The sequence below is a fragment of the Pseudoxanthomonas taiwanensis genome (assembly GCF_010093135.1).
GTDB classification, from domain to species: domain Bacteria; phylum Pseudomonadota; class Gammaproteobacteria; order Xanthomonadales; family Xanthomonadaceae; genus Pseudoxanthomonas; species Pseudoxanthomonas taiwanensis.
On sequence record NZ_PDWK01000054.1, the window covers coordinates 1 to 20445 of the forward strand.

18 protein-coding genes and 1 pseudogene are annotated in these 20445 nt (G+C 72.7%); all 19 read left to right on the top strand.

From position 1 onward, the window contains the following. The first annotated feature begins 260 nt into the window (after window positions 1-260). Window positions 261-1094: a flagellin N-terminal helical domain-containing protein gene (locus tag CR938_RS10555; protein WP_162124973.1), complete on the top strand. Its 834-nt coding sequence runs from the start codon at window positions 261-263 to the stop codon at window positions 1092-1094. A gap of 120 nt (window positions 1095-1214) precedes the next feature. Then, window positions 1215-4907 carry a glycosyltransferase gene (locus tag CR938_RS10560; protein WP_162124974.1) on the top strand — a complete coding sequence of 1231 codons (3693 nt, stop codon included), beginning with the start codon at window positions 1215-1217 and terminating at the stop codon, window positions 4905-4907. Window positions 4908-4994: 87 nt separating this feature from the next. After that, window positions 4995-6335, top strand: a complete 1341-nt coding sequence (gene fliD, locus CR938_RS10565; protein ID WP_162124975.1) for a flagellar filament capping protein FliD — start codon at window positions 4995-4997, stop codon at window positions 6333-6335. Between the two features lie 106 nt (window positions 6336-6441). Continuing rightward, window positions 6442-6849: a flagellar export chaperone FliS gene (gene fliS, locus CR938_RS10570; RefSeq protein ID WP_162124976.1), complete on the top strand. Its 408-nt coding sequence runs from the start codon at window positions 6442-6444 to the stop codon at window positions 6847-6849. Further along, complete coding sequence (locus CR938_RS10575) at window positions 6846-7148, top strand: hypothetical protein (RefSeq protein WP_162124977.1); 303 nt, start codon at window positions 6846-6848, stop codon at window positions 7146-7148. Before fliS ends, CR938_RS10575 begins: the two co-directional genes overlap by 4 nt. Then, entirely contained in the window at window positions 7148-7735 is a 588-nt protein-coding gene (locus CR938_RS10580; RefSeq protein ID WP_425502440.1) for a PilZ domain-containing protein, read from the top strand. The genes CR938_RS10575 and CR938_RS10580 overlap by 1 nt, the downstream gene beginning before the upstream one ends. Window positions 7736-7816: 81 nt before the next feature. Beyond that, complete coding sequence (locus CR938_RS10585) at window positions 7817-8449, top strand: response regulator (protein WP_162124979.1); 633 nt, start codon at window positions 7817-7819, stop codon at window positions 8447-8449. Window positions 8450-8632: 183 nt separating this feature from the next. Next, window positions 8633-10048 carry an RNA polymerase factor sigma-54 gene (gene rpoN / locus CR938_RS10590; protein ID WP_162124980.1) on the top strand — a complete coding sequence of 472 codons (1416 nt, stop codon included), beginning with the start codon at window positions 8633-8635 and terminating at the stop codon, window positions 10046-10048. Between the two features lie 21 nt (window positions 10049-10069). Continuing rightward, window positions 10070-10450: a response regulator gene (locus tag CR938_RS10595; RefSeq protein ID WP_162124981.1), complete on the top strand. Its 381-nt coding sequence runs from the start codon at window positions 10070-10072 to the stop codon at window positions 10448-10450. Beyond that, a pseudogene (locus CR938_RS10600) lies at window positions 10447-11831 on the top strand (sigma-54 dependent transcriptional regulator). The gene CR938_RS10595 and the pseudogene CR938_RS10600 overlap by 4 nt, the downstream one beginning before the upstream one ends. Window positions 11832-12107: 276 nt before the next feature. Next, window positions 12108-12488, top strand: a complete 381-nt coding sequence (gene fliE / locus CR938_RS10605) for a flagellar hook-basal body complex protein FliE (protein ID WP_162124982.1) — start codon at window positions 12108-12110, stop codon at window positions 12486-12488. A gap of 20 nt (window positions 12489-12508) precedes the next feature. Continuing rightward, the gene (gene fliF, locus CR938_RS10610) at window positions 12509-14173 is read left to right on the top strand and encodes a flagellar basal-body MS-ring/collar protein FliF (protein ID WP_162124983.1); all 1665 of its coding nucleotides are present in this window, start codon (window positions 12509-12511) and stop codon (window positions 14171-14173) included. A 13-nt stretch (window positions 14174-14186) separates the two neighbouring features. Beyond that, complete coding sequence (gene fliG / locus CR938_RS10615; protein ID WP_162124990.1) at window positions 14187-15176, top strand: flagellar motor switch protein FliG; 990 nt, start codon at window positions 14187-14189, stop codon at window positions 15174-15176. After that, the gene (locus CR938_RS10620; RefSeq protein WP_162124984.1) at window positions 15173-15802 is read left to right on the top strand and encodes a FliH/SctL family protein; all 630 of its coding nucleotides are present in this window, start codon (window positions 15173-15175) and stop codon (window positions 15800-15802) included. The genes fliG and CR938_RS10620 overlap by 4 nt, the downstream gene beginning before the upstream one ends. Further along, a complete protein-coding gene (fliI, locus tag CR938_RS10625; RefSeq protein WP_162124985.1) occupies window positions 15799-17205 on the top strand; it encodes a flagellar protein export ATPase FliI in 1407 nt (468 codons plus the stop codon). The genes CR938_RS10620 and fliI overlap by 4 nt, the downstream gene beginning before the upstream one ends. Then, window positions 17202-17657 carry a flagellar export protein FliJ gene (fliJ, locus tag CR938_RS10630; protein ID WP_162124986.1) on the top strand — a complete coding sequence of 152 codons (456 nt, stop codon included), beginning with the start codon at window positions 17202-17204 and terminating at the stop codon, window positions 17655-17657. The genes fliI and fliJ overlap by 4 nt, the downstream gene beginning before the upstream one ends. Next, window positions 17654-18847 (top strand): flagellar hook-length control protein FliK, encoded by a 1194-nt coding sequence (locus CR938_RS10635; RefSeq protein ID WP_162124987.1) that lies wholly within the window; start codon window positions 17654-17656, stop codon window positions 18845-18847. Before fliJ ends, CR938_RS10635 begins: the two co-directional genes overlap by 4 nt. A gap of 83 nt (window positions 18848-18930) precedes the next feature. Beyond that, on the top strand, window positions 18931-19461 hold the full coding sequence (locus CR938_RS10640) for a flagellar basal body-associated FliL family protein (protein ID WP_162124988.1): 531 nt from the start codon (window positions 18931-18933) through the stop codon (window positions 19459-19461). A 13-nt stretch (window positions 19462-19474) separates the two neighbouring features. Beyond that, a partial coding sequence (gene fliM, locus CR938_RS10645; RefSeq protein WP_162124989.1) for a flagellar motor switch protein FliM occupies window positions 19475-20445 on the top strand: 971 nt, incomplete at its 3' end.

Here is a 20445-nt window from a genome sequence, read left to right on the forward strand (position 1 = left end):
TGCGTCCGTAAGGCGGGGAAACCCGCCAAAAACCGCCCTGCACGGGCGAAATCCGGCTCGAAAGCGACGCCAGGCCGGCGCCACGATGCCGCAATCCGGGCGGCAGAGCGGGTTGTTCAGACCTTCCCTAAAGGTCCGGATGCTGGCGCCGTTAACCAGTACAGCAGCGGCACCGGTCAGATTGATGACCCCCCTGCGGAGGTCCGGCCAAGGTTACGCAGTCCTACCCGCCGGGATGAATCGCTTAGAGGAGACTCAAAATGACGCAAGTCATCAACACCAACGTGATGTCGCTCAATGCCCAGCGCAACCTGAGCACCACCAGCGCGAGCATGGCCACGACCGTCCAGCGCCTGTCCTCGGGCCTGCGCATCAACAGCGCCAGGGATGACGCCGCCGGCCTGGCCATCTCCCAGCGCATGACCGCCCAGATCCGAGGCATGGAGCAGGCGATCCGCAACGCCAACGACGGCATCTCCCTGGCCCAGACCGCCGAAGGCGCGCTGGGCGAGATCGCCAACAACCTGCAGCGCATCCGCGAGCTGGCCGTGCAGGCCGCCAACGGCACCTACGAGGCCGAGGACAAGGAGGCGCTGCAGAAGGAAGTCCAGCAGCTGAAGGACGAAATCCTGCGCGTGGTCGACAGCACCAAGTTCAACGGCCGCCAGCTGCTGAACGCCGACACCACCATCTCCATCCAGGTGGGCGCCAGCGCGACCGACCAGGACAAGATCGACATCTCGCTGAACGACATCAAGACCGCTCTGAGCGGCATCACCGGCTCCGGCTTCACCGTGGAGGCCATGGACGCCGGCGCCGCCGCCACCCAGCTGGACGACCTGGACGCGGCGCTGCAGGAGGTCAACGAGGCACGCGCCGACCTGGGTGCGATCCAGAACCGCTTCGCCTCGGCGATCGCCAACCTGCAGGTCAGCTCGGAGAACCTGCAGGCCTCGCGCAGCCGCATCCAGGATGCCGACTACGCCAAGGAGACCGCGGAGCTGACCCGCACACAGATCCTGCAGCAGGCCGGTACGGCGATGCTGGCCCAGGCCAAGGCGATCCCGCAGAGCGTGCTGAGCCTCCTGCAGTAAGTTCCCGGCAGGCACGATCCGGCAGGCCCGCCCCGGATGGGGCGGGCCTTTCGTTTGCCCGCCCACCCCGCCGGCACGGGGCTTGCATCGACGGGGGGACATCCAGGGGTGTGCCCCCACATGTCCAAGATCCTGCTCTCCAACAACTCGCTGGCCCGGTACGCCGGCTCGGAACTGGTCACGTACGAGATCGCCCAGTACCTGGTCGAGTGCGGCCATTCGGTCACCGTCGCCACGTTCATCAAGGATGGCGACATCCGCCGGGATTTCGACGCCCTGGGAATCCAGTGGATCGACCTGTCCGCCGCGCGCGCACCCCTGGAGACGCGGTTCGACCTGTTCTGGGGACACCACGCCAGCTGCTTCGACGCCCTGCTGCTCGAGCGGAACCTGTCCGCGGAACGGGTGATCTTCTCCTCGCTGTCGCCCTCCGAGCCACTGGAGTGCCCGCCGCTCTACGCCGGCAGCCTGACCCACCTGCTCGCGAATTCCCCCGAGACCCGCGACGTCATGGCCGGATACGGGATCACGGCCGATTCCATCACGGTGATGCCCAACTGCATCACCCGCGAGTGGGAGCGCCACGCCCTGCGCCGGCTCCCGGCGGCGCCCCGCAAGCTGGCGATCGTGTCCAACCACGTGCCGGCCGAGGTGATGGCGGCGATCCCGCACCTGCGCGACGCGGGCCTGGAAGTGGTGATCCACGGGTATGGCCACGATGCCAGGCGGGTGACCCCGGAACTCCTGGCCGACGTGGACGTGGTGCTGACCATCGGGCGCACGACCCAGGCCGCGCTGTCGCAGGGCATCCCGGTGTACTGCTACGACCGCTTCGGCGGGCCCGGATACATCGGCCCGGACAACTTCGAGCGCGCCGCGTATTACAACTTCTCCGGCCGCTGCTGCAACCGCCGCCTGGGCGCGGCGTCCGTCGCCGGGGAAATCCTGGCCGGCTTTGCCGCGGCTGCCGGCCAGGCGCAGGAGCTGGCGGCCAGGGTCCGTTCCGGCTTCCACCTGCCCACATGGGTGGACGCGGTGCTGGACAAGGTCCTTGCCCTGCCCCCCATGTCCGCCTCGCTCCGGGGAAGCCTGGAGCAGGCCAGGCGCCTGCGCGCCTCCCGCGCCGAAACCGAGCGGGGCACCGCCGTCGCCGACTGGCTGGAGTCCCGCCAGATGCCCCCCGCCCTCCTCCGGCAGGCGAACGCGCGCGCCGCCGGCCAGGGCCGGCCTGCGGAGGTGCGTGTGTTCGTCCTCGACCGCACCGGCCTGCACACGCCGCTGGGCAGGACGATCGCCAGCCTGCGCGCCGCCTCGCGCGACCGGCCGTTCAGGCTGGACATCCACGTCGTCAGCCGCGCTTCCCGCCAGGACGCGGGCAGTGCGGCGTGGACGGGCGTGGAGTGGCATCAACGTGAAGATGGCCGCCTCCTCGACGCGGTCAACGAGGTGGCCGCCCGACGGCCCTGCGATTGGCTGCTGCTGGCCGACGCGGGCGACGAATTCACCGTGTCCGGACTGCAGGCGCTCGTCCAGGAGGCGGCGGCGCCGGACACCCGTGCCGCCTACGCCGACGGGATGATGCACACCTCCAGCGGCGGCCTGGCCGCCCTGCTGCGCCCGGACGTCAACCTCGACCTGCTCCTGTCCACGCCGGCGAGCCTGTCCCGCCACTGGCTGTTCCGCCGCGACGTCTTCGTCGAGGCCGGGGGCCTGGACGGGAGCCTGGGCGAGGCCGCCGAGCTCGGCCTGCTGCTGCGCCTGCTGGAGACGGCCGGCATCGGGGGGCTGGTCCATGTCCACGAGCCCCTGCTGGTCACCCCGCCGCAGGTGCTGCAGACCAGCCGGGCGGAAATCGCTGCGCTGGAGCGCCACCTCCGGAACCGCGGCTACGCCAACGCGGTCGTCGAGCCGCACCATCCCGGCTGCTACCGCATCCGCTATGGCCATGCCCACACACCGGGTGTGTCCGTCATCATCCCCACCCGCGACCAGTTCCCGCTGCTGCAGCGCTGCGTGGAGAGCGTGCTGGAGAAGACCGCGTATCCGCACTACGAGGTGCTGATCGTGGACAACGGCAGCAGCGAGGCCGCCGCCCGCGCCTGGCTGGACGGCATCGAGGCGCTGGGCAGTCCGCAGCTGCGCGTGCTGCGCCACCCCGGCGGCTTCGACTACGCGGCGATGGTCAACGCCGCCGCCGCGCAGGCGCGCGGGGAATACCTGCTGCTGCTGGACAACGACACCGCGGTGCTCGACGGCGGCTGGCTGGAGGCCCTGCTCAACCATGCCCAGCGCCCCGAGGTGGGCGTGGTCGGCGCCAAGCTGCTGCGCCCGGACGGCAGCGTGGACCAGGCCGGCCTGGTGCTCGGCCTGAGCGGTCCGGCCGGCGGGGCCTTCGTCGGCGAGCGCCACGACGCGCCCGGCTACATGCACCGCCTGCAGGTGGATCAGGACTACAGCGCCGTGTCCGGCTCCTGCCTGATGGTGCGCAAGGCCGTGTTCGAGGAGGTCGGCGGCATGGCCGGCGGCCCCCTGCGCAACGCCTTCGCCGACCTGGACCTGTGCCTGGCGGTGCGTCAGGCCGGCTATCTGGTCGTCTGGACACCGCATGCCGTGCTGCTGCACGAGGGCGGTGCCAGCCGCGGGCGCGGCAAGGACGGCGGCGCGGCGAACCCGGCCGACGTCCCGGCCGAGGCGCTCGAGGCCGTCTACGCCAAATGGCTGCCACTGCTGGCCCACGACCCGGCCTACAACCGCAACCTGTCGCTGGAAGGCCGCGGCTTCGAGCTGGAGACCCAGGCCTGGCTCAACCCCCCCGTCCTGGTCACCGGGCTGCCGCAGGTGCTGGCGCTGCCGGCCGACCGTGCCGGCTGCGGCTACTACCGGGTGATCCACCCGGCCCGGGCCATGGTCGCCAACGGCGTGGCCGACGTGCGCCTGGGCAACCGCTACCTCAGCCCGGCGGAGCTGGAACGCCTGGCCCCCGACGCGGTCGTGTTCCAGCGGCAGATGCTGGCCTCGCAGGTCGAGGCGCAGCGGCGGATGTGCGGCTTCAGCCGGGTGTTCAAGGTGGCGGAGCTGGACGACTACCTGCCCAACGCCCCGCTCAAGAGCATCCATCGCGGGCAGCTGCCCAAGGACGTGCGCAAGACCATGGCCGCCGCCCTGCGGCAGATGGACCGCCTGGTGGTGTCCACCGAGCCGCTGGCCGAGGCCCTGCGCGACCTGCATCCGGACATCCGGGTGGCCCGCAACCGCCTGCCGGCCGAGTGGTGGGGCCACCTGCGCGGCGGCCGCCGCGCAGGTGCACGGCCACGGGTCGGCTGGGCCGGCGGCGCGGGACATCGCGGCGACCTGGAGATGATCGCCGACGTGGTCCAGGCCCTCGCGGACGAGGTCGACTGGGTGTTCATGGGGCTGTGTCCCGACAGGCTGCGCCCGTACGTGCACGAGTTCCACCCCGGCGTGGCGATCGAGGACTACCCTGCCCGCCTGGCTGCCCTGGACCTGGACCTGGCCATCGCCCCGCTGGAGGACAACCAGTTCAACCGCTGCAAGAGCAACCTGCGCCTGCTGGAGCTGGGCGCCTGCGGATACCCGGTGGTCTGCAGCGACGTGGAGGCCTTCCGCGACGGGCTGCCGGTCACCCGGGTCAAGCCCCGGTTCCGCGACTGGGTCGAGGCCATCCGCATGCACCTGGCCGACCTGGCCGCGACGGTCCGCGCCGGCGAGGCCCTGCGCGAGGCCGTGCACCGCGACTGGATGCTGGACCCGGCCAGCGCCAGGGCCTGGCTGGCCTGCTGGATGCCCGACTGAAGGCCCCGCTCAAGTGGCACGCCCGGCGGCCGCTAACGGTACGGAAGCACGCATACCGGCGCCCGCGGGCAGAACCGAGGAAGCAGCATGAGCACGATTTCCGTCACCGGATCCGGCCTGGACATCCCGAGCCTGGTCTCGCAGCTGGTGCAGGCCTCGCGCCAGCCCACCGAGAGCCGGCTCAAGACCCAGGCCAGCCAGATCAACACCAAGCTGTCGGCGGTCGGCCAGATCAAGAGTTCCCTGTCCTCGCTGCAGACCGCGCTGGAGAAGCTGGCGGCGGTGGCGCACAAGCCGTCCTTCCAGGCCAGGGCCCAGGAGGGCGCCGGCTTCACCGCCACCGCCTCTTCCGACGCCGTCCCCGGCTCGTACTCGGTGGAGGTGCTGGCGCTGGCCACGGCGCAGAAGCTGGCCTCGGCCGCGTACGCGCCCGGCGCGGTGGTCGGCAGCGGCACGCTGTCGATCGCCTGGGGCAGCGACGACGACCAGAGCCTGACGGTGGAGTTCGAGGAAGGCGCCACCCTGGCCGACATCGCCCGCGCGGTGAACCGTGCCGCCGGTAGCAAGGGCGTGACCGCGGCGGTGATCACCGCCGATGACGGCGAGCACCTGGTGTTCACCGCCCGCGGAACCGGTCTGGCCAATGCCCTCACCATCACCGCCAGCGGCGGCGATGGCGGCCTGGCGGCGGTGACCAACGGCGCCGGCGGAGGCCTGGTCGAGCAGGTGGCCGCGGCCGACGCCCGGGTCCGGGTGGACGGCTTCGAGCGCACCTCCGCCAGCAACGAGATCGCCGAGCTGGTGCCGGGCGTCACCCTCGCCCTGGCCACGGCCAGGCCCGGCGAGGCCTTCCGCCTGGAGGTAGAGGCCGACAGGACCGAACTGGAAAGCGCCATCGAGGCCTTCGTCTCGGCCTACAACGGCGCCGGCTCGGTGCTGCGCACGACCACCCGCTACGACTCGGCCACCCGTACCGCCGCGGCCCTGACCGGCGATTCGCTGGTGCGCGGCCTGCAGCAGCAGCTGCGCAACCTGGCCAGTGGACACACCCTGGAGCTGAAGGCGCTGGGCCTCACCCTCGACAAGGCCGGGGTGATGAGCTTCGACAAGGGCAAGCTGGGCGAGGCCCTGGCCGCCGATCCGCAGGCCGTGTCCCGGCTGTTCGGCGAGGAAGGCGCCATCGCCTCCCCGCTGCGCACCGTGCTCAAGACCTACCTGGACAGCGAGGGCGTGCTGGCCCGGCGCACCGAGAACCTGGACAAGCAGAAGGAAGGCCTGGACAAGCAGCTGGAGCAGCTGGACCTGCGGATGGAGAAGCTGGCCGCCCTGTACACCGCCCAGTTCACCGCCATGGAGACCATGATCCTGCAGCTGCAGAGCAGCGCCAGCTCGCTGAATGGCCTGCTGGCGCAGGGCAGCAGGAGCTGACCCGGCCGGCCGCGGGCTCAAGCCCGGTGGGCCGCGGCCGATACCTTGCCATGCCCATCGCATCCTCCGCCGTGCACCGGCCGGACCGCCACCAGGATTGCCCACCATGTACGCCGCCAAGCGCAACCTCGCCGACCAGTACCGGAAGACCGCCGTCTCGTCCCGTGTGGCGGAGGCCGATCCGCACCAGCTGATCGCCATGCTGTACGAGGGCGCCAGCCAGCGCATCCGCCGCGCCCAGGCGTACCTGGAACAGGGCGACATCACCCGCAAGGGCCAGGCCATTGGCGAGGCCTGCGCCATCATCGGCCACCTCAACGGCATGCTCGACCACGAGGCCGGCGGCCACGTGGCCGCCAACCTGGCCGCGCTGTACGACTACATCGTCCGCCGCCTGACCGAGGCCAACCTGCACAATGACGCCACCGCCCTGGGCGAGTGCCTGGACCTGCTGGGCGAGATCGAGTCGGCGTGGAACGCGATTCCGCACGGCCAGCGGGTGATGCCGTTATGAGCGCGGCCGTCAGGCTGGCGGAACTGCACCAGGCGCTGGACCGGATCGGCGCGGCGATGGAGCGCGGCGAGATCGAGTCCCTGCCGCCGATGCTTGACGCCTACAGCCGTGCCGTGGGGGAATTCTGCGCACTGGAGGGCGCGGCCGGCCTGCGCGACGGCGTGCAGGCGCTGCAGGCCCGCCAGCAGGAGGTCATCGCCGCGATGCGCCACCACCAGGACCGGCTGCTGGCACTGATGTGCCGGCAACGCACGGCCACCCGCGCCGTGCACGCCTACACCGGAGCGGGAGCCGGATGATGGCCGCCGCCGACGCGCACTGGTCCGCGGACGCCCGCGCCGCCGAGGAGGCACTGTTCGGCGACACCCTCGCCTGCGAGGCCGTGCTGCCGGCCGGCTTCGTGCCGGGCGGTGCGGCCAATGCCAGCCGTGCCGAGGCGCTGCTGCTGGGCCTGGCCCGGGTCGAGGACCTGCGCGGCGGCGACGATGCCGGCGAGGACAAGCGCGGCGAGCTGCCGTTGCTGGCCCAGCGCCTGGACGCCAAGCTGGACCTGGTGCTGGCGCTGCTGGCCCGGCTGGTGCGGCAGTCCGGCCGGCCGCTGCCGCCCGTCCCGCTGCGCTGGTCGGTGCGCGGCCTGCGCCTGCGGCTGCCGGAGCGGGCCGAGCCTCCGGCCGCCGGCACCGCCGGCGCGGTGTGCCTGCAGCCGGCCGACTGGCTTCCGGACGAGCTGGAATTGCCGGTGGTGGTGGCTGCCTGTGACCGTACCGGTGATGCGGTCCAGGTATGGTTGCGTTTCCCGGATCTGCCGGAGGGGCTGGAGGAGGCCATGGGCCGCCATCTGTTCCGCATGCACCGCCGCCAGGTGGCGGGGGCGCGGCGCCGCTGAGCCGGGCCGTCGCCTACACATCGGCGGAGCGATGGGCTAAGGTGGCCGCATTCCCGGCGCAGTACGATCCCGAATCCCCCCGTGCGTGTCCTGATCGTTGACGACCATACCCTGGTGCGCGCGGGGCTCAGCCGCCTGCTGCAGGGGTTCCAGGACGTGGACGTGGTCGCCGAGGCCAGCCACGCCGACGAGGCCATCGACCTGGCCGCCTTCCACCGCCCGGACCTGGTCCTGCTCGACCTGTCCCTGCCCGGCCGCAACGGCCTGGAGGCGCTGACCGGCATCCTCGAGCGGGTGCCGGACACCCGGGTGGTGATGATGTCCATGCACGACGACCCGATGCACGTGCGTGACGCGCTGGACCGCGGCGCGGCCGGCTTCGTGGTCAAGGACGCCGCGCCGCTGGAGCTGGAGCTGGCCCTGCGCGCGGCGGCCAACGGCGAGGTGTTCCTCAGCCCGCGCATCTCCTCGAAGATGATCGCGCCCATGCTCGGCCGCTCGAAGCCGTCCGGCGTGGCCGCCCTGCCGCCGCGCCAGCGCGAGATCCTGGCCCAGATCGGCCGCGGCCTGAGCAGCAAGGAGATTGCCGCCCAGCTGGGCATCAGCGTCAAGACCGTCGAGACCCACCGCGCCCGCATGATGGAGACGCTGGGCTGCCGCCGCGCCAACGAACTGGTGCTGCTGGCGGCCAGGTACCGCCACGAGCTGGGCTGAAGTTGAGACGTACGTCGAATTTCCGCCGCGGCGACGGCGCAAATCCAGTGCATTGTAGGGGTATCCCGGACACGCCGTGGGGTAATTGACGACGGGAATACGGCATCGCCCTGATTCAGTTTCCGTCGCGCGGGGCGCACGATGCCCCCATCGCGCCGCGGTTCTGGCGCATGGGGGGTTCGGATGAAAGCCACAGCCTCGCTCCAGCTGGGCCAACAGCTGCACCTGACGCCGCAGCTGCTGCAGTCGATCCGGCTGCTGCAGCTGGACGCCCTGCAGCTGCAGCAGGAGATCACCCAGGCCCTGGCGATGAATCCCCTGCTGGAGCTGGAGGAGGAGGCCCCGGTGGCCACCGCCGATGGCGGGCCGCCGGACCCGGCCGGCGCCGCGGCGCTGGAGACGGCGGCATTCGACGAGCTGCCCGAGCCGTCCATGTGGGACGTGGCCGGGGCCAGCTGGAACGAGGCCGACGACGACCCGATGCAGCGCGTGGCCGAGCCGGCCTCGAGCGATCCGTTCGTGCGGGTGCTGCAGCGCCTGGCCCTGGAACTGCCGGACCGCGAGATGGAGGTGGCCGGCTTCTGGCTGGAGCACTGCGACGACGCCGGCTACCTGGACGGCGACCACCAGGCGCTGCTGATGCGCGCCTGCGCCCGCTTCGACATGGACCCGGCGCGGATCGAGGCGGTGCGCTGGCATCTGCTGCACGGCGAGCCGGCCGGCCTGGCCGCGCGCGACCTGCGCGAGTGCCTGGCCGCGCAGCTGGTCGCCCTGCCCGGCCGCGTCCCGGGCCGGCCGCTGGCCGCGCGCATCCTGGAACAGTGCCTGGAGCTGCTGGCCGCGCACGACCACGCCGCCATCGCCCGCCGCCTGGACGCCGAGCCGGCGGATGTGGAGGAGGCGGTGCGCCTGCTGCTGTCCCTGCAGCCCCGCCCCGCGCACGCCGAGGCCGAGCCGGCCGAGGCCGGGTACGTGGTCCCCGACGTGGTGGTCTGGCATGCCGACGGCCAGTGGCGGGTGGCACTGAACCCGGCCACCGCGCCGCGCCTGACCGTCAACAGCAGCTACGAGCGCGCCTTGGCCCAGGCCGGCGAAGGTGCCGGGCGGATGCGCGAGCTGCTGCAGGAGGCGCGCTGGCTGACCCGCGGCCTGTCCATGCGCTACGACACGCTGCTGCGCACCGCCCGGGTCCTGGTCGAGCGCCAGGCCGCCTTCCTCGAGCGCGGTGAGGAGGCCATGGCGCCGCTGACCCTGCGCGAGGTGGCCGAGGCCATCGGCATGCACGAATCCACCGTGTCGCGCATCACCAGCGGCAAGTACATGCAGACGCCGCGCGGCACCTTCGAGCTGAAGCACTTCTTCGCCGTGCGCCTGGAAGGCGCGAGTGTCTCCGGGGCGGCGGTGCGGGCGATGGTGCGCCGCCTGATCGAGACCGAGCCGCCGGGCAGGCCCCTGTCCGACGACGCCATCGCCGCGCTGCTGGCCCGCCAGGGGGTGAACATCGCCCGCCGCACCGTGGCCAAGTATCGTGAGCAGCTCAACATCGCCCCGGCCAGGGAGCGCCGCCGCGCCGCGGCCCCGCAGGCGCAGGCGGGCTGAGGCCAGAACGAGGACAGAACGATGAACAAGGTGAGGGTGCTGATCGTGGACGACCACGACGGGTTCATCAACGCGGCCATGCGCCATTTCCGGCGGCTGGACTGGCTGGAGGTCGTGGGCACGGCCGCCAACGGCCTGGAGGCGATCGAGCGCTCGGAGGCGCTGCGCCCGGACGTGGTGCTGATGGACCTGGCCATGCCCGAGATGGGCGGGCTGCAGGCCACGCGCCTGATCAAGGCCCAGGACGATCCGCCCTACGTGGTCATCGCCAGCCACTTCGACGACGCCGAGCACCGCGAGCACGCCACGCGCGCCGGCGCCGACAACTTCGTCAGCAAGCTTTCCTATCTCCAGGAGGTCGTGCCGATCCTGGAGCGCCTGTCCGTAGGTAATCCGTCATGAGTGAATCCCGGATCCTGGTGATCGACAGGCAGGCCGAGCGCGCCGAGCGCCTGTGCGGCCTGCTGGAGTTCATGGACCTCAATCCGCGCTGGGTCGCCTCCCCGGCCGATGTCCACACCGGCCGCCACCGGCCGACCGACTGGATGGCCCTGGTGGTCGGCGGGATCGACGACGGGGACGCCGCGCGCGGCCTGTTCTCCTGGCTGGCCGGCGCCCCGCTGCCGCCGCCGGTGATGCTGCTGGACGGCGACCCGGCCGCGTTCGCCGCCGCCTACGGCCTGCACGAGGCCGGGGTGTGGCCACTGGAGTCGCCGATCCGTCACGCCCAGCTGGCGGCCTGCCGGCGCCGCGCCAGCCTCAAGCGACTGGACGCCGAGCAGCAGGCCGCCGCCGGCGCCGACGAGGGCCCCACCGGGGCCAGCCCGGCGGTGCAGCGCCTGCGCCGGATGATCGCGCAGGTGGCGCCGTTCGACACCACCGTGCTGATCCTGGGCGAGTCCGGCACCGGCAAGGAGGTGGTGGCGCGCGCCATCCACCGCCAGTCGGCGCGTCGCGACGGCCCGTTCGTGGCCATCAACTGCGGCGCCATTCCGCCGGACCTGCTGGAGAGCGAGCTGTTCGGCCACGAGAAGGGCGCCTTCACCGGCGCGCTGAGCGCGCGCAAGGGGCGCTTCGAGATGGCCGAGGGCGGCACCCTGCTGCTGGACGAGATCGGCGACATGTCCCTGCCGATGCAGGTCAAGCTGCTGCGCGTGCTGCAGGAGCGCAGCTTCGAGCGCGTCGGCGGCAACCAGACCATCAAGTGCAACGTGCGGGTGATCGCCGCCACCCACCGCAACCTGGAGGAACGCATCGCCGAGGGCCAGTTCCGCGAGGACCTGTTCTACCGGCTCAACGTGTTCCCGATCGAGATGCCGCCGCTGCGCGAGCGGCGCGAGGACCTGCCGGCGCTGGTGGACACCATCGCCGCGCAGCTGGCCCGCACCGGCCGCGGCGAGGTGCGCTTCGCCGAGAGCGCGCTGGCGGCGCTGGCCGGCTACCACTGGCCCGGCAACGTGCGCGAGCTGACCAACCTGGTCGAGCGCCTGGCGGTGCTGCATCCGGGCGGCCTGGTGCGGGTGGAGGACCTGCCGGCCCGCTACCGCGAGCACCTGCCGCCGGCGCGGCTTCGGCCGCGGAAGCCACGCACCTGCCCGAGGAAGGTCTGGACCTGCGCGAGCACATGGCGCAGATCGAGCTGACCCTGATCCGCGAGGCGCTGGAGCGCACCCAGGGCGTGGTCGCCCACGCCGCCCAGCTGCTGGGCCTGCGCCGCACCACCCTGGTCGAGAAGCTGCGCAAGTACGGCATCGAGCGCGAGCACCCCGAGCTGGCCGGCTGAGCCGGCGCCAGCGCGTCCGTGATGCCGGCCACGCATCACGGCCATCCCGGTCGCCGCCACGGAAGGCGCGACGGCGCCCGGCGCATCACCCCACCCCGCTCCCCTTGACCCGAGGCCTGCGGAGCCGGACCGGCCGCGCCCCGGGCGGCCGTGCCGCCGCCGGTCGCGCGCCGCAGGGCGGCCACGGTACCCCCGGCGGGCACGGCGCCGGAAACCCGGCACGGCATCGGCACGCGCCTTGCATGGTCAATGGCGAGCACCTCCCAGGGGCCTCCCATGACCGACTCGATCAGCTCCATCCTGTCGCAGATCCGCGCCTACCAGAGCCAGCTCGGCCAGGCCGCGCGCGCCACCGGCGACGTGGTGCGCGGCGACGCCGTGCAGGACCTGCGCGGCCTGGTGGAGGGACCGGGCCAGGCCGGCGCGGCGCGCCATCCCAGCTTCAGCGAGACCCTGCGCGGGGCCATCGAGGGCGTGAACCCGGCCCAGGCCCGCGCCGGCCAGCTGCAGGCCGCGTTCGAGCGCGGCGAGCCCGGCGCCGACCTGGCGCGAGTGATGGTCGCCGCACAACAGGCGCAGGTCGCCTTCCGCGCCACGGTCGAGATGCGCAACCGCCTGGTGCAGGCCTACCAGGACGTCATGAACATGCCGCTGTGACGCGCAGGGACTGAACCGCGATGGCGCTTTCGATCACCCCGGAATCGTTCGACCGCGAGCAGGCCGCGAAAAAGGCCGCGCAGGCGCTGGTCAAGCTGCAGGAGATGCAGCTGATGCGCAAGCTGGGCATGCTGCTGGCCATCGCCCTGGCGGTGGCGGCCGGCCTGTTCGTGTTCTTCTGGTCGCAGAAGCCGCAGTACCTGCCCCTGTACACCGGCCTGGACGCCAAGGCCACGGCCGAGGCGACCGACCTGCTGCGCGCCGCGCAGATCCCGTTCAAGCTCGACCAGGCCACCGGCGCCATTTCGGTGCCGGAGAGCCATGTGCACGACGCCCGCCTCAAGCTGGCCGGCTCCGGCCTGACCGACAACGGCCGCCTGGGCTTCGAGCTGATGGAGCGCGACCCGGGCTTCGGCGTCAGCCAGTTCGTCGAGAACGCGCGCTACCAGCACGCGCTGGAGACCGAGCTGGTGCGCACCATCTCCACCCTGCGCCCGGTGCGCGACGCGCGCGTGCACCTGGCCATCCCCAAGCCTTCGGCCTTCACCCGGCAGCGCGAGGCCGCCTCCGCCTCGGTGGTGCTGGAGCTGCGCTCTGGCGCGGTGCTGGAGCGCAACCAGGTGGACGCCATCGTGCATCTGGTCGCCTCCTCCATCCCCGACCTGGCGCCCGAGCGCGTGACCGTGGTCGACCAGAGCGGCCGCCTGCTCAGCCGCAACGGTGCCGATTCGGAGTCGGAGCTGAGCGTGCTGCAGTTCGAGCAGGTCCGCCGCCAGGAGAACGCCTACAGCCAGCGCATCCGCGAGCTGCTGGAGCCGCTCACCGGCCCGGGGCGAGTCAACGCCGAGGTCACCGTGGACATGGATTTCTCGGTGACCGAGGAGGCGCGCGAGCTGTTCAACGGCGAGCCGCCCAAGCTGCGCAGCGAGCAGGTCAGCGAGAACACCAGCACCGGCGAGGGCCCGCAGGGCATCCCCGGCGCCACCAGCAACGCCCCGCCGGGGGCCACCGGCGAGGCGCCGGCCAACGCCGCCGTGCCGGCGGAGACCTCGCGCTCGGCCACCCGCAACTTCGAGCTGGACCGCACCCTGCAGCACACACGCCAACCGGCCGGGCGCATCCGCCGGGTCACCGCCGCGGTGGTGGTGGACCACGTGCCGCGCCCCGGCCCGGACGGCAAGCCGAAGCTGCAGCCGCTGAGCGACCAGGAGCTCAAGCGCGTGGAGGACCTGGTGCGCCAGGCGGTGGGCTTCGACGCCGGCCGTGGCGACATGGTCTCGGTGGTCAACGCCCCGTTCGTGCGCGAGCAGCAGGAGCTGCCGGCCCCGCCGTGGTGGGAGAACCCGCAGCTGCGCGACATCCTGCGTGTGGCGGTGGGTGCCCTGGTGGTGCTGCTGCTGGCCTTCGGTGTGCTGCGCCCGGCCATCCGCCAGATCGTCTCGCCGGAGAAGCCGAGGAAGGAGGAGCCGGAGGCGCTGGAACAGCAGACCGCCGAGGTCTCGCTGGTGGAGGACGAGGTGCCAGAGCTGGCCGAGGACACGGCCCAGCTCACCCAGGCGCCGCCGCCGGCGCTGACGTCCGATTCGTACGAGGACCGCCTGCGCGCGGCGCGCGAGGCGGTGCGGGCCGACTCCAAGCGGGTCGCACAGGTGGTGAGGGAGTGGCTGGGCAATGAAACAGCCTGAGACCGGCAATGAACTGACCGGCGTGCAGCGCGCCGCCGTGCTGCTGCTGTCGCTGGGCGAAGCCGACGCGGCCGAGGTGCTCAAGCACATGGGCGCCAAGGAGGTGCAGAAGCTGGGCCTGGCCATGGCCACCATGAGTGGCGTCACCCGCGAGCAGGTGATGCAGGTCATGGAGGACTTCGAGCGGGCCCTGGCCCGGCAGACCTCGCTGGGCGTGGGCGCGGACGACTACATCCGCAACGTGCTGATCCAGGCGCTGGGCGCGGAGAAGGCCGGCAGCCTGATCGACCGCATCCTGCTGGGGCGCAACACCACCGGCCTGGACACGCTCAAGTGGATGGACCCGCGTGCCATCGCCGACCTGGTGCGCAACGAGCATCCTCAGATCATCGCCATCGTGCTCTCGCACCTGGACCCGGACCACGCGGCCGACACCCTGCGCCTGCTGCCCGAGCGCGCCCGCGCCGACGTGCTGCTGCGCATCGCCACCCTCGACGGCATCCCGCCCAACGCGCTCAACGAGCTCAACGAGATCATGGAGCGGCAGTTCGCCGGCAACCAGAACCTCAAGTCGTCGAACATCGGCGGCGTGAAGGTGGCGGCCAACATCCTCAACTTCCTCGAGTCCGGCCAGGACCACTCCATCCTCAACACCATCACCAAGGTGGACCCGGAGCTGAGCCAGCGCATCCAGGACCTGATGTTCGTGTTCGACGACCTGGTGGACCTGGAGGACCGCGAGTTGCAGATGCTGCTGCGCGAGGTCTCCGGCGAGCGCCTGGGCATCGCCCTGCGCGGCGCCGATCCCAAGGTGCGCGACAAGATCACCCGCAACATGTCCCAGCGCGCCGCCGAGATCCTGCTGGAGGACATGGAGGCCCGCGGCCCGGTGCGCCTGTCCGACGTGGAGGCCGCGCAGAAGGAGATCCTGGCCATCGTCCGCCGCCTGGCCGATGAGGGCGTGATCAACCTCAACGGCCCGGGCGCCGAGGAGCTGGTATGACCCAGGTCGTGCGCTGGATCGCCCCCGAGCTGGAGGTGGCCCCGCCGCCGGAGCCGGAGCCCGTCGTCGAGGCGGTCGAGGAGGTCGAGGTCCCGCGCCCGCCGACCCTGGAGGAGATCCAGGCGATCGAGGAGCAGGCCCGGCGCGAGGGCTACGAGGCCGGCCTGGAACAGGGCCGCCAGGAGGGCTTCGCCCAGGGCCAGGCGGAGGTGCGCCGCCTGATCGCGCAGATCGAGGGCATCCTCGACAACTTCACCCGCCCGCTGGCGCGCCTGGAGAACGAGGTCACCGCCGCGCTGGGCGAGCTGGCCGTGCGCATCGCCGGCAGCCTGATCGGCCGCGCCTATGCCGCCGACCCGGTGCTGCTGTCGGATCTGGTGTCCGAGGCGCTGGACGTGGTCGGCGGTGCCAGCCGCGACGTCGAGGTGCGCCTGCATCCGGACGACATCGCCGCCCTCGCCCCGCTGATGGCCATGGTGTCCGGCGTGCGCCTGGTGCCCGACCCGGCCCTGGGCCGCGGAGACCTGCGCGTGCACGCCGAGACCATGCGCATCGACGGCACCCTCGAGGCGCGTCTGCGCGGCGCGCTGGAAAGCGTCATCCACAAGGCCGGAGCCGGCGCATGACCCCGCCGTCCTCCTCCCCGCCCCGCGACCTGGCCGTGCCGGCCGACTGGCTGGCCGCGCGCAACCTGCGCCTGGCCGCGCGCCTGGACGCCATTTCCCTGGACCCGGCCGCCGGCCGCGGCCTGATCCGCGAGGGCATCCTGCGCCGCGCCGTCGGCCTGACCCTGGAGGCCACCGGCTGCGAGGCGCCGATGGGCGCGACCTGCCGGGTGGAGGTGGCCGACGGCGGCTGGGTCGAGGCCGAGGTCGTGGGCTTCGCCGGCGACCGCACCTCGCTGATGCCCAGCGCCGAGCTGCACGGCCTGCTGCCCAACGCCCGCGTGGTGCCGGTGCGCCGGCGCGGCGGCGTGGAGGTGGGCGAAGGCCTGCTGGGCCGGGTCATCGACTCCGACGGCGTGCCGCTGGACGGCAAAGGGCCGATCCGCGCCGAGGGCAGCGTGAGCATGGCCGGCGCGGCGATCAACCCGCTGGCGCGCGAACCCATCACCCAGCCGCTGGATGTGGGCGTGCGCGCGATCAACGCCCTGCTGCCGATCGGCCGCGGCCAGCGTGTGGGCCTGTTCGCCGGTTCCGGCGTCGGCAAGTCGACGCTGCTGGGCATGATGACCCGCTTCACTTCCGCCGACGTGATCGTGGTCGGCCTGATCGGCGAGCGCGGCCGCGAAGTGCGCGACTTCGTCGAGACCACCCTGGGCGAGGAAGGGCTGCGCCGCGCCGTGGTCGTGGCCGCCCCGGCCGACCGCCCGCCGCTGGCACGCCTGCACGGCGCCTACCGCGCCACCGCCATCGCCGAGTGGTTCCGCGACCAGGGCCTGAACGTGCTGCTGCTGATGGATTCGCTGACCCGCTTCGCCCAGGCCCAGCGCGAGATCGGCCTGTCGGTGGGCGAGCCGCCGACCACCCGCGGCTACCCGCCCAGCGTGTTCGCCAAGCTGCCGGCGCTGGTCGAGCGCGCCGGCAACGGCGCCAAGGGCCGTGGCTCGATCACCGCCTTCTACACGGTCCTGACCGAGGGCGACGACCCCCAGGACCCGATCGCCGACGCCGCCCGCGCCATCCTTGACGGCCACATCCTGCTCTCGCGCCGGATCGCCGACTCGGGCCTGTACCCGGCCATCGACGTGGAGTCCTCGGTCAGCCGCGTGGTCCAGGACATCGCCGACGAGGCCTGGCGCGCGCGCATCCGCGTGCTCAAGCGCCTGGTGGCGGCCTACAACGCCAACCGCGACCTGATCGCGATCGGCGCCTACCAGCGCGGCAACGATCCGCTGGTGGACCAGGCCCTGGAGCGCTGGCCGCGGATCGTCGAGTTCCTCGGCCAGGACGTGGCCCGCTCCGCCGACCTCGAACACAGCCGCGCCGCGCTGGCGCAACTGCTGCAAGACATGGAGAACGCCGCATGATGCAGTCCCGTCGCCTCGATCCGCTGTTGAGGCGCGCCCAGGAGCGCGAGGACGCGGTGGCCCGCGAGCTGGCCGAGCGCCAGCGGGCGCACGCGCTGCAGGAGTCGCGCCTGGAGGAACTGCGCCGGTACCTGGAGGAATACGCCTCCACCCAGATGACCGCCGTCAGTCCGGCCCAGCTGGCCAACCGCCGCGCCTTCCTCGACCGCCTGGAGAGCGCGGTGGAGCAGCAGAGCCGCAACGTGGACCTCAGCCGCCAGCGCCTGGAGGCCGAGCGCGCCCGCCTGCTGCTGGCCAGCCGCGACAAGCAGGTGCTGGAGCAGCTGGCCGCCTCCTACCGCGCCCAGGAGCAGAAGCTAGACGAGCGCCGCAGCCAGCGCGAGATGGACGATCTGGGCGCGCGCCGCGCCCGCGCCCGCCAGGTGGAGGGCGGCGAAGGGGGCATGCCGTGAACCTGGCCGTGCTCCCCGGCGCCGCCTCCGCGGTGCCCGCCTCCCCGTCCCGGCCCGCGCCGTCCCCGTCCGGCTCCGCCGAGGCGGCCGGGTTCGCCCGCCTGCTGCAGGGCGCCGAAGCCCCGGCGCCCACCGATGCGGCCGCCAACCGTGCCCCGGGCGATGGCGGGCCGCGTCCGGAAACCGTCGCGCGCGAGGAAGACGGCGGGGGCGGCCGCCACGCCCAGGCGCGCCCGCGTGCCGATGCCCGCGGCGGGCAGGACGCGGCCACGGCCGAGGCCGGCGCGGCCACGGCGGAGGAAGCCGCGGCCATGCCGGCCGACGCCGGGGACGACGGCGAACAGCAGGCCGCGGACTGGCCGCCCCTGGGCCTGGCCAGCCTGCTGGTGCCGGCGCCCGTTCCCGCACCGGCGACGCCGACCGAGGCCGTCCCGGCCACCGCGCCGCCGCAGGAGGCGCCGCCGGATCCTGCCGCCCCCCCCCGGAGCACGCTCCGGGTGCAGGCCGATCCCGCGGTGCAGACCGCGGCGTTGCCGGCCGTGTCCGGCGCGGAGGGCGCGGCCCTGGCGGACGCGGACGCGGATGCGCTCGCCGAAGCCGGCGGGCCGGCCGTCACCGAGGCCGGCGCGCTGCGGACGCCGGCCGAGGCCGCGGCCGATCCGGCCGGCAGGCTGTCGGCGGCGTTCGCGCCCATGCTCGCGCCGGTCAATGCCCCGGCCGGCCCGGCGCCGGCCGCGCCGCCGGCGGCCCTGCCGGTGGCACCGGGCCCGGCGGCCCACGTGTACCAGGACGGCTTCGCCGACGAGGTCGGCACCCAGGTGCAGTGGCTGGCCGACCGCAGGATCGGCCATGCGCTGATCCGGGTCACCCCGCAGGACCTGGGGCCGGTGGAGGTGCGCCTGCAACTCGACGGCGACCGGGTCAGCGCCGACTTCACCAGCGCCCATGCCGAGGTCCGCCAGGCGCTGGAGCAGGGCCTGCCACGCCTGCGCGAGCTGCTGGGCCAGCACGGCCTGCAGCTGGCCCATGCCGGCGTCGGCCAGCAGTCGCCACAGGGCGGGCGTGATGGCGGCGATGCCGCCGCTTCCAGCGCGGACCGCGCCGCGGCCGCGGATGGCGGGGCCGGCACGGCCGCCGCGGCGCCGCTGCCGCGGCGCATGCGTGCCGGCCTGCTCGACGCCTACGCCTGAGGCGCCGGGCCGGCGCCAAATCTCCGGCGCGGTAACGGCACGCGGCTTGCATCCTCCGGGTGGCAACCCCAGGAGATCGACGCGTGCCTGCCCCTGCCGACAAGACGTCTCGTTCCCAGCCAGCCAAGGCCACCGCCCCGGCGCAGTCCGGCGGCGGGTTGCGCAGCAAGCTGCCGACCATCCTCAGCGCGCTGGCGCTGCTGGTGGCGGCGGTCAGCGCCGCCGGCTGGTTCATCAGCTCGCGCAAGGCGCCCGAGCCGGCAGCGGCGCCGGCCGCCGCCGGCCTGCCGGCGCAGGCCCAGTACATGGCGCTGGAGCCGCCGTTCGTGGTCAACCTCGCCGCCAGCGAGGACGGCCCGCACTACCTGCAGGTCGAGATCCAGCTGGTCACCCGCGACACCAACGCCTTGGCCAACCTCGAGCGCCACGCGCCGGCCATCCGCGCCCGCTTGCTGATGCTGCTGGCCCAGCAGAGCGCCGCCGACATCGCCGACCGCGCCGGCAAGGAGCGGCTGCAGAAGGAGGCGCTGGAGGAGGTGCAGAAGCTGATGCGCGCCGAGACCGGCAACCCCTCCGCCGAGGACCTGCTGTTCACCAGCTTCGTCACCCAGTGAGGCGCGCGCCGCCATGAGCGTCAACGACCTGCTTTCCCAGGACGAGATCGATGCCCTGCTGCACGGCGTCGACTCCGGCGCGGTCAACACCGAGCCCGAACCGGTCGACCCCGGCGTCGCCCGGCCGTACGACTTCGCCAGCCAGGACCGCATCATCCGCGGCCGCATGCCGACCCTGGAGATGGTCAACGAGCGCTTCGTGCGCCTGTGGCGGATCGGCCTGTTCAACCTGATCCGGCGCTCGGCCGACCTGTCGGTGCGCGGCATCGACCTGGTCAAGTTCGGCGAGTACATGCACTCGCTGTACGTGCCGACCAACCTCAACCTGATCCGGTTCAAGCCGCTGCGCGGCACCGGTCTGATCGTGTTCGAGCCGAAGCTGGTGTTCACCGTGGTGGACAACTTCTTCGGCGGTGACGGCCGCTACCCGACCCGCATCGAGGGCCGGGAGTTCACCCCGACCGAGATGCGGGTGATCCAGCTGATGCTCAAGCAGACCTTCGCCGACCTGGTGGAGGCCTGGGCGCCGGTGATGGACGTGGAGTTCGAGTACATCAACTCCGAGATCAACCCGCACTTCGCCAACATTGTCACCCCGCGCGAGTACGTGGTGGTCAGCCGCTTCCACGTGGACCTGGAGGGTGGCGGCGGCGAGATCCACATCACCCTGCCGTACTCGATGCTGGAGCCGATCCGGGAGCTGCTGGACGCCGGCATCCAGAGCGACCGCAACGACCGCGACGAGACCTGGAACGCCACCCTGCGCGAGCGCCTGCTCGACGCCGAGATCACCATCTCCAGCGTCCTGGCCGAGAAACGCATCGACCTGCGCCAGCTCACCCGCCTGAAGGTCGGCGACATCCTGCCCATCGACCTGCCCGAGGTCGTGCCCGTGTGCGTGGAGGACATCCCGGTGTTCACCGGCCAGTTCGGCGTGGCCAACGGCCGCAACGCGGTGAAGCTGCTGCAGCCCCGCCCGCCGGG